The sequence below is a fragment of the Siphonobacter curvatus genome (genome assembly GCF_002943425.1).
Classification (GTDB): domain Bacteria; phylum Bacteroidota; class Bacteroidia; order Cytophagales; family Spirosomataceae; genus Siphonobacter; species Siphonobacter curvatus.
The window spans coordinates 3705460-3715572 of record NZ_PTRA01000001.1; the positions used below are offsets into that span (position 1 = coordinate 3705460).

6 protein-coding genes and 1 rRNA gene are annotated in these 10113 nt (G+C 48.9%); 6 read left to right on the forward strand and 1 reads right to left on the reverse strand.

Annotation, left to right across the window (positions count from 1 at the left end; genetic code table 11):
- Positions 1–311: 311 nt before the first annotated feature.
- The 6 genes from C5O19_RS15315 to C5O19_RS15340 all read left to right on the forward strand — a co-directional run bounded on the left by C5O19_RS15315 (position 312) and on the right by C5O19_RS15340 (position 9871).
- On the forward strand, positions 312–3527 hold the full coding sequence (locus tag C5O19_RS15315; RefSeq protein ID WP_104713726.1) for a SusC/RagA family TonB-linked outer membrane protein: 3216 nt from the start codon (positions 312–314) through the stop codon (positions 3525–3527).
- A 38-nt stretch (positions 3528–3565) separates the two neighbouring features.
- Complete coding sequence (locus C5O19_RS15320; protein ID WP_104713728.1) at positions 3566–5287, forward strand: RagB/SusD family nutrient uptake outer membrane protein; 1722 nt, start codon at positions 3566–3568, stop codon at positions 5285–5287.
- Positions 5288–5400: 113 nt separating this feature from the next.
- Positions 5401–6396 carry a LacI family DNA-binding transcriptional regulator gene (locus tag C5O19_RS15325; protein WP_243406391.1) on the forward strand — a complete coding sequence of 332 codons (996 nt, stop codon included), beginning with the start codon at positions 5401–5403 and terminating at the stop codon, positions 6394–6396.
- A 170-nt stretch (positions 6397–6566) separates the two neighbouring features.
- Entirely contained in the window at positions 6567–7652 is a 1086-nt protein-coding gene (locus C5O19_RS15330) for a GHMP family kinase ATP-binding protein (RefSeq protein ID WP_104713733.1), read from the forward strand.
- A gap of 15 nt (positions 7653–7667) precedes the next feature.
- Complete coding sequence (locus tag C5O19_RS15335; RefSeq protein ID WP_104713735.1) at positions 7668–8528, forward strand: sugar phosphate nucleotidyltransferase; 861 nt, start codon at positions 7668–7670, stop codon at positions 8526–8528.
- On the forward strand, positions 8525–9871 hold the full coding sequence (locus C5O19_RS15340) for a Gfo/Idh/MocA family protein (protein ID WP_104713737.1): 1347 nt from the start codon (positions 8525–8527) through the stop codon (positions 9869–9871). Before C5O19_RS15335 ends, C5O19_RS15340 begins: the two co-directional genes overlap by 4 nt.
- Before the next feature lie 138 nt (positions 9872–10009).
- On the opposite strand, the gene rrf is transcribed toward C5O19_RS15340, so the two are convergent.
- Positions 10010–10113 (reverse strand): 5S ribosomal RNA (gene rrf / locus C5O19_RS15345); the annotation flags it as partial.

Below are 10113 nucleotides of genomic sequence, written 5' to 3' on the forward strand. Positions count from 1 at the left end.
AGGAAGCTTCACTTTCAGTGAAATATTTACATTTTTTATATAAATTTTTAAATTTTACAAAAAAGCATTTTATACTGTTTTTAATTCTCACTGCAGAAAAATATTATTTTTTCATAAAATAATACCAGTATAAAATAATCCTCTAGCCCTTCTTATTCACTTCCCCTTCTGTAAAAATCAAGTACTTTTTAGCAATCAGAAGATTGTAACACGTCGCTAAAATTTGACAATTCGTAGAATAATTTTTAATAATTGCAGACAAATTACCCCCTAATAAAATAAACCCTCTATAGCTACACAATTACTTCTCTATGAAAAAATCCTTACTTTGGGTATGTGCTATTCTACTTGGGATGGTGCAAATCGTCTGTGCTCAGGAAAGACGAATTACGGGTAAAGTTTCTGCAGCGGATGGGCAGGCCGTTCCGGGCGTAAGTGTGCAGGTAAAAGGAACCACACGGGGCGTGGTGACGGATGCATCGGGCTTGTATACCCTCAACAGCGTTAGTACTTCTGATGTACTCGTGTTCTCAGCGGTTGGTTATCGCATTCAAGAATTACCCGTCGGTAATCAAACCACCCTTAACATTAGCTTACAGGAAGAAACGAAAGCACTAGACGAAGTAGTCGTTACGGGTTATGGTACCCAGCGTAAAAAGGACATTACTGGGGCCGTAACCGTTGTCAAAGGAGCCGATCTGACGGCCCTGCCTACGGCCAACCTAACGCAGGCCCTGCAAGGTCGGGCCGCCGGGGTAACGGTAGGCAACGACAACTCGCCTGGCGGTGGTACCATGGTACGGATTCGGGGATTTGGTACGATTAACAACAACTCGCCCCTCTATATCGTCGATGGCGTTCCCACGCAGGGTACCCTGAATAATATCAACCCGAATGATATTGAAAGTCTGCAGGTACTGAAGGATGCGTCAGCAGCGTCGATTTACGGAGCCCGGGCCGCCAACGGGGTTGTAATTATCACGACTAAAAAAGGAAAACCCGGCGAGCCTAAGTTGACCTTCGATATGTACGTAGGGGTACAGCGGCCGGGCAGATTCCTCAACCTGCTTAACTCCCAGGAGCTAGGTCAGCAGATTTGGGCTTCGGCACGCAACGTCGGTCAAACGCCTTCACACGGCCAGTATGGCAGCGGCGAACAACCCGTCATTCCGGATTACATCTATCCCTCCGGTGTATTCGAAGGCGATGCCCGCGTGGCTCGTGATGCGAATGGCAACTACGTTAATTACACCTACGATCTGCGAAATCCGGATCTGGGCAAAACGAAGTTCATGATTACGAAGGCGAACAAGCAAGGCACGAACTGGCAGAAAGAACTCTTCAATCCCGCCCTGATTCAGAATTATCAATTGGGTACCAGCGGCGGCACGGATAAGGGCTCGTACGCGATTTCTTTCAACTATTTCGATCAGAAGGGAATCATGAAGTATACCAACTACAAACGGTATTCTTTACGGGCCAATACGGAGTTTAAGCTGAAAGATCGCATTCGCATTGGTGAAAACTTTACCGTATCGTATGATGAGCGGGTGGGTATTACCAACAACGATGAATCAAATCCCATTGCTTTTGCCGTACGGATGAACCCGCTGATTCCCGTATACGACGTTGCCGGAAACTTTGCCGGAGCGAAAGGAGCCAACTTAGGGAACGCCCGTAACCCGGTCGCCGAGCTGTACCGCAACAAAGACAACGTAACGAAGGGTATTCACCTGTTCGGTAATGCCTTCGCGGAATTGGACATCGTGAAAAACCTGGTATTCCGTACCAGCTTAGGTATTGAATACAATACCTACAATTTCAGTCCCTTTACGCCGCTCGATCCCGAATCGCCGGAAGCTCGTAATACTAACAACCTCCGGGTAGAAAACCGGTACGACAACTCCTGGACCTGGTACAACACGCTAACGTATAACAAAACGTTTGGTAATCACAGTATCAATGTACTGGCGGGTACCGAGGCCATTGCTACCTACGATTTCATCTTCGACGCGACCCGTAGTAACTACGCCTTTGAGGATCCCGATTATTTGTATTTGAATGCGGGTAGTCCACTGGGCCTGCAGAACAGCGGCCGGGGTGTTAACCGTACGCGTTTGTTTTCGTTGTTCGGTAAGGTCAACTATGCCTACAAGGATTTCTTCCTGGCTGACTTTACGTTGCGTCGGGATGGTTCCTCACGCTTTAGTGCTGCCAATCGGTATGCGGTGTTCCCAGCGGCCAGTGTGGGTCTGCGTTTGTCCGAACTGGCCGCTCTCAAGAATGTCAATTTCCTTTCCGACCTGAAAATTCGTGGAGGCTGGGGAAGCACGGGTAACCAGAACATTCCCAACATTTACAACGCTTATACCCTGTACGAATCGCGTCCTACGGAAAACCATTACGACATCAATGGATCGCGTTCTTCCATTGTTCCGGGCTTCGATCTGGTTCAGTTCGGAAACGATCAGGGTAAATGGGAAACCACTACTTCTCTGAACCTGGGTTTCGATGCCAGTTTGTTCAACAACAAGTTACAGGTAGTGTTTGACTGGTATACCAAGAAAACCAAGGACATGCTTAGCCAGATCGATGTACCCTGGGCTCTGGGACAGGCCACGATCCCGTATACAAACATCGGCGATATGCAGAACAAAGGGGTAGATCTGTCGATCAACTATAGCGGACGGGCGATGGATGGCCAGATGCGATTCACGGTGGGTGCCAACTTCTCTACCTACCGCAACAAAGTACTGAAGATCAACAACGATCCCAATTCCATCAAATTTGGCTTTAGCACGCGTCTGCCAGCCATGAGTGCTACGAAAGTAGGTGAACCGATTGCCTCGTTCTACGGCTACGTCATTGATGGTATCTTCCAAACCGATGAAGCAGCGAAAGCCGCTCCCCAGGCTTTCGGTACGTATAACCGGGCAGGTTCATTCATCTTCCGCGATGTCAATGGAGATGGTGTGGTAACGTCGGCTGACCGTACCTTCATTGGAAATCCGCACCCGGACTTTACCTACGGCTTAAACGTCAGCGTTGGCTACAAAAACTTCGATCTGACTTTATTCGGACAGGGCGTACAGGGCAACGACCTCTTCAATTACATGCGGTACTGGACTGATTTCAATACCTTCCAGGGTAACCGTAGTACGCGGATGCTTTACGACTCATGGGTACCCGGCAAAACCGACGCTAAACTGCCCCAGCTTCGGGCTACGGACGCAACCAGTGCTCAAATTTCTACCTACTTCGTTGAAAAAGGTTCTTACCTGCGTCTGAAGAATATCCAGTTGTCGTACTCCTTACCCGCAAGTGTGCAGAAAAGCTTAGGATTGGGAGCGTCTCAGATTTATGTACAGGGACAAAACCTGTTCACGCTCACCAAGTATACGGGGCTGGATCCGGATGTTAACTTACGTCGTTCGGGTGATAATGGTCAGGACACGCACTTAGGCGTGGACGAAGGAGCCTATCCCGTCTCGAAAAACCTCATTGTAGGCTTACGACTCAGTTTCTAATCCCCATTTACCTCATTTCAGATTTTACAGCTACTTATATGAAAAGAAATAGTATTCTTTTATCGATTTTGCTGACGGGCCTCATTTCCTCCTGCGGTGACTCTTTTCTGGACGTAAAACCGCAAGGGGTGGCCTTGGGCAGCCAGCTTACTAATAAAAGTGGCGTTTCTGCTTCGTTGATTGGTGCCTACTCGCTGCTCGATGGCATTGGTTCCGGGGGTACCAACTGGCACGGAGCCGTATCGAACTGGGTATACGGGGGCGTGGCTTCCGACGATGCGTACAAAGGCACAGATGCCAGTGACCAGCCCGAAATCACCGGTATCGAACGCTATGAAGTCCAGCCCGCTTTCGTACACATGCGGGGGAAATGGCGGGTCGTCTACGACGGTATTTCCCGCTGTAATGAAGTGCTTCAGCTACTGGCGAAGACAACCGATATGACCGACGCGGAAAAAACGCAGGTCATTGCTGAAGCTCGGTTCCTACGGGCTCACTATCACTTCGAAGCCAAAAAGATGTGGAATAAGGTTCCGTATATTGACGAAACGATCTACAATCCAGCGGATCCTAATTCAGTAAAAGTACCTAACGACAAGGATATTTGGCCAAACATCGAAGCTGACTTCAAGTTTGCGATGGACAATCTGCCGGAAACGCAAACTCAGAAAGGACGGGCAACCAAGTACGCCGCCATGGCGTATCTGGCGAAAGCGTATCTCTTCGAAAACAAGTATAGCACGGCTAAACCCCTGCTGGAAGCTATTGTAGCGAGCGGTAAATACCGTCTGGTCGATTATCACGACAACTACAAAGCCCTTACAAACAACAACGCCGAATCGATTTTCGAGGTACAATTCTCGGTAAATGACGGTACGAATGGTTCGAACGGAAACGCGGGTGATGAACTCAACTGGCCCTATTTTTCGGGAGCTCCGGGTGGTGGCTGCTGTGGCTTTTACTTGCCTTCGTTAAACTTGGTGAATGCATTTAAAACGGATGCAAATGGCTTGCCTATGCTGGACACGTTTAACAATTCGGATCTGAAAAGTGATCAGGGTTTGAAGATTACCGATGCCTTTACGCCTGATACCGCTCCGGTAGATCCACGGCTGGACTGGACGGTGGGCCGTCGGGGTATTCCATTTCTAGATTGGGGTCCAATGCCGGGCGTTACCTGGATTCGGGATCAGAACTATTCGGGACCCTACACGGGTAAAAAGTGGATGTACTACAAAAGCGAGGAAGGAACCAATACGCATTCCACCAACAAACGTCGGGTGGCCAATAACTACCGCATGATTAAGTATTCGCACATCCTGCTTTGGTTGGCCGAATGCGAAGCGGAAGCAGGGAATCTGGATAAAGCTCGTTTACTGGTGAATCAAATCCGGAATCGGGCGAAAAACAGTCCTTACGTCACCAATACGGATGGTAAACCAGCCGCTAATTACGTGATCAACGAATATCCCAGCGGCTCGGCGGCCTTTGCTGATCAGGCTTCAGCCCGCAAAGCCATCCGCTTTGAACAACGTCTGGAATTCGCAATGGAAGGACACCGCTTCTTTGATCTGGTCCGCTGGGGCATTGCCGACCAAACGCTGAATACGTATCTGCAAACCGAATCCAAAAAGCGGACCTATCTGAACGGCGCTAGCTTTACGAAGGGTAAACACGAATATTTCCCTCTCCCCGTGGATGAGATCAACAACAGCTATATTAACGGTCAACCAACCCTGAAACAAAATCCGGGTTACTAATCAAACTTGTTTTCTTTTAAAAGCCCCATCCCCCGAGATGGGGCTTTTTTCGTTTGGCTATTGAAAAACCATTAAATTGAGCCTTTCTTTTCCTCTTTTATTCCTGAATCCCCATGAACGTCTCGATTAAAGAAATTGCCCGTCGATTGAAAATCTCTCCTTCAACGGTATCGAGAGCGTTACAGAATCATCCCCGGATCGGGCTTCGCACGCGGGAACGCGTTCAGGAGCTAGCTCAGCAGTTGAACTACGTTCCCAGTGCAACGGCCCGTAATCTGCGAAGCGGAAAAACCTTTATGCTGGGCGTAGTACTACCCGAAATACAGGAGAACTTCTTTTCGAAAGCCATCAATGGTATTGAAGAAGTAGCCTTTGCCCGCGGGTATACCGTGGCTTTGTACCAGTCACACGACCAGTACGAGCGGGAAAAACAGGTGCTCGACGTCCTCTCACGTCAGGTTGTAGACGGTGTCATTTTATCGGTAGCAAAAGAAAGTCATCAATTCGATCACATTCAGAAACTCTTGCAACACCAGATTCCACTCGTCCTATTTGACCGCATTCCACCCAGTATTGACACCCATCAGGTGAGTTGTAACATGGAAATGGGAGCCTACGAAGCGACGAGTTTACTAGTGAAGAAAGGATTCAAACGGATTGCTCTACTCAATGGACCGGCTTCTTTGGTGGCGAGTCAGGAACGGTATGAAGGCTACGTACGGGCCTTAACCGAAGCAGGTCTTTCTCCAGAACCGGCATTAGTTGAATCCGTGGACTTAAGCACGGAAGCCACGCGGCGAATTATGGAACAATGGCTAGCCCTGCCCCAACCGCCGGATTCGGTACTGACTTTCAACGATTACGTCGCTTTGGATGCCATGGGCGTCTGCCGGGCCAAGGGGCTCCGTCTGAATACGGATATTTCGTTCGTGAGTTTTGCTAACCTGCCCATGAATGCTTACCTCGAACATCCACCCCTGGCCTCCGTCGAGCAGCATCCGTACCGCATGGGCTATACCGCCGCTGAGCTGATCCTGAACGCCATCGCTCAACCCCAGGCTTCTTTTGAGAAAGTCATTCTGCAACCCGAGCTGATGGTCCTCTCCTAATCCAATAAATTTTCTTTTTCCTGGAAAATTGTGCATTCGTTTGTCCGCGTCTGTGCAAACGAATGTACATCCGTTTTCGCTGGTTTTACCGCCTAATGACGCGTCTGGCGGTAGCTTTTTTCTGCTTTTCTGCCCTACATTAGTACAACGTTTCTGATGTCCTCACGCCTATGTCGCTACCTTTTATCGTTTCCGCTCCGGGTCGTATCTGTTTGTTTGGTGAACATCAGGATTACCTCGGATTACCCGTTATTGCCGCTGCCATATCCTTGCGTTTACAAATTGAAGGGCAACTCCGGTCGGATCGTCAGGTACAGCTGACCATGCCGGATATTCATCATACGGAATCGTTCAACCTTCAATCCGAAATTCCGTATGGTCGTCAACGCGATTACTATAAAAGCGTCCTGAACTTATTGCAACGCCAGGGAGCCGTGTTTCCGCAGGGTTTCGACGCTCGTATTAGTAGTACGATTCCCATTAATGCGGGTACTTCCAGTTCATCGGCTCTGGTTGTAGCCTGGGCGTATTATCTGACGCAATTGATCGACTTTCCTCTATCCATTCATCAACTGGCGGATCTGGCGTATCGGGCCGAAGTTGAAGAATTTGGAGAACCCGGTGGCCGTATGGATCAAACGTCCAGTGCCGTAGGGCAGGTTATTTACCTGGAATCTCAACCAGTGCCTAAAGTAGAAACCTTAAAGCCGATTGCGGGTACGTTTGTGCTCGGTGATTCACAACAGGCGAAAGATACGCTGGGTGTACTTAAGCACGTCAAATACGGCATGCTGGAAGCCATTCGTAAAATTAAAGCGGCAGACCCCTCCTTTTCTTTACCCACCTATCCCGCTCGCGAGGCCGACCGTTACCAGTCTTTGCTTACGCCGGATGAGTTTATTCTGCTAAAAGGAAATCTTTCGGATCGGGATATTTTACGGGAAGCCAAAGACCTGCTTGCCCGACCCGAGCCCGATCCTAAACAATTCGGAGACTTACTCAATCGTCATCAATACAATCTGCGGGAAGCCAAACGCATTTCAACGGCTAAAATTGATCGGATGATTGATGTGGCTTTAGAGGCTGGAGCTTTAGGAGCCAAGATTAATGGCTCGGGTGGCGGTGGCTGTATGTTCGCCTACGCTCCTACTCACGCCGAAGCGGTTGCAGAAGCGATTGAACGGGCTGGCGGAAAAAGTTACATCATTACCATTGATGAAGGAGTACGGACTGAAACGCAGTTGGCTCAAGTTTAACCAATACATCTACCAATGAACAAACGCATTCTGATTCTAGCCGGCGGGATGTCTTCCCGCATGAAAAAAGCGGTAGAAAATCTAGCGTTAGACCCCAAGCTAGTGGATCAGGCCAATACGCTTACCAAGGGCATGATTAGTGTTGGTACGGCGGGTCAGTCGCTGATCGATTATCAATTAATGAATGCTGTAGAAGCCGGATTCACGGAAGCCCTTCTTTTACTGCACCCCGAGGATTCGTTGACCCAGGCTTATTACGAATCCAATGCGTTTCCGGGTTTGTCCATACGCTTCGCCCGTCAGTACATCGCTGCTGACCGGCAAAAACCAGCAGGTACGGCAGACGCCGTCTTGCAAGCCCTACAGCAGACACCCGAATGGCAACAGGGACGTTTGGTCATTTGTAACAGTGACAATCTATACTCAACACGGGCCCTGGAGTTACTCTGGAATAACCCTTATCCCAACGCACTGGTCAGTTATGACCGGAACGCCTTACTTTTTCCGGCTGAACGAATTCAAGCCTTTGCTTTGATCCGTACTAATGCGGAAGGGTTTCTGCTGGATATTCACGAAAAACCCAGTGAAGCGGAAGTCGAAGCCGCTCGCCAACAAACCGGACGAGTTGGGGTAAGTATGAACCTCTTTGCTTTAGAGGCTCAACGATTGATGCCCTGTCTGGAAGCTACGCCTTTTCACCCCATACGTAATGAAAAAGAATTGCCTACGGCCGTGAACCTATTGGCTCAGCTAACCAGCGTTTATACGCTACCGCTATCCGAGAACGTACCGGACTTAACCAATAAAGAAGACATTGCTACCGTGCAGCAATACCTGCGTGAAAAGTATTCATCTCTCGATCCTACACAGCTATGAACAATCGTCGTAACTTCTTAAAAAACGCCGCTCTGGCTACGGCAGGCATGGCGTTCGTGCCTTCTATTCTTACGGCCCGACCCAACGACCAGAAAGTACGTTTGGGTTTCATTGGGGTGGGTCTACGCGGCCGTGAACACGTACGCAACAGCATCCTCTTTCCACAGGTAGAAATCAATGCGATCTGCGATATTGATCCGGCGGCCGTGGCAAAAGCTCAAAAGATGTTACGGGAGGCGGGTCGGAAAGAAGCCGTCGTCTATAGTAAGAACGAGCGGGATTTTGAGAACATGGTCAAACGAGAGGATTTGGATGGTATTATCATTGCCACCCCCTGGGAATGGCACGTACCCATGGCCGTATCGACGATGAAAGCGGGTAAATACGCGGGCGTAGAAGTATCAGCCACGGTAACCTTACAGGAGTCCTGGGATCTGGTTAATGCGTACGAAAAGACGGGCTCGCATTGCATGATTCTCGAGAACGTTTGTTACCGTCGCGACGTCATGGCAGCGTTGAATATGGTTCGGCAGGGTTTGTTTGGTGAACTCACGCATTTGGAATGCGGCTATGAGCATGACCTTCGGGAAGTAAAATTCAATGATGGAAAGAGTGCGTATGGCGGCGGCGTAGAGTTTGGACAAAAAGGATTTTCGGAAGCCAAATGGCGGACGCAGCATTCCATTGACCGCAACGGTGATATTTATCCCACACATGGTCTGGGACCCGTAGCTCAGATGATCAATATTAATCGGGGAAATCAATTTCAGTACCTGGTTTCGATGGCGACCAAACCTTTAGGTCTGCACAAGTATATCGTAGACAATGGTGGGGCCAATCACCCGAATGCAAAGGTCAAATTCAAATTGGGTGACGTGGTACAAACCATGGTAAAATGTGCCAATGGTGAAACGATTCTGATTACGCATGATACGAACAGTCCCCGCCCTTATTCATTGGGTTTTAAAGTACAGGGAACAAATGGGCTCTGGATGGACGAGGGCGATCAGATTTACATTGAAAAGAAAAGTCCGAAGGCCCACCAGTGGGAGAAAGATGGAGATTACATGAAGAAATACGATCACCCTCTCTGGACGAAGTTTGAGAAAAACGCTCAGGGAGCAGGCCATGGTGGTATGGACTATTTCGTCATGCAGGAATTTGTGATGGCAATCCAGGAAAAACGATCCCCTGCCATCGATGTGTATGATGCAGCGGCATGGTCAGCCATTAGCCCTTTATCGGAAGAATCGATCAAAAAAGGCTCGGCTCCCATTCAAATTCCTGATTTTACACGCGGCAAGTGGAAGACGAATAAGCCCATCTTTGGGCTAGAGGTATAAAAAAAGAAAAGCCTTCTGAGTGATCAGAAGGCTTTTTTGTGGCTATTCTATTTTTTAGTTACAGCTGTAGCGGCTGTATCGTCTAGGGTAGCCAGCAAAAAAAAGAAGCTCCTATGGAGGGGAGCTTCTTTGATAAAGGGGAGGCGATTACCTACTTTCCCGGGGGTGAACCCAGTATCATCGGCGGAGCGGGGCTTAACGGCCCTGTTCGGGATGGGAAGGGGTGAACACCCGCCCTATGA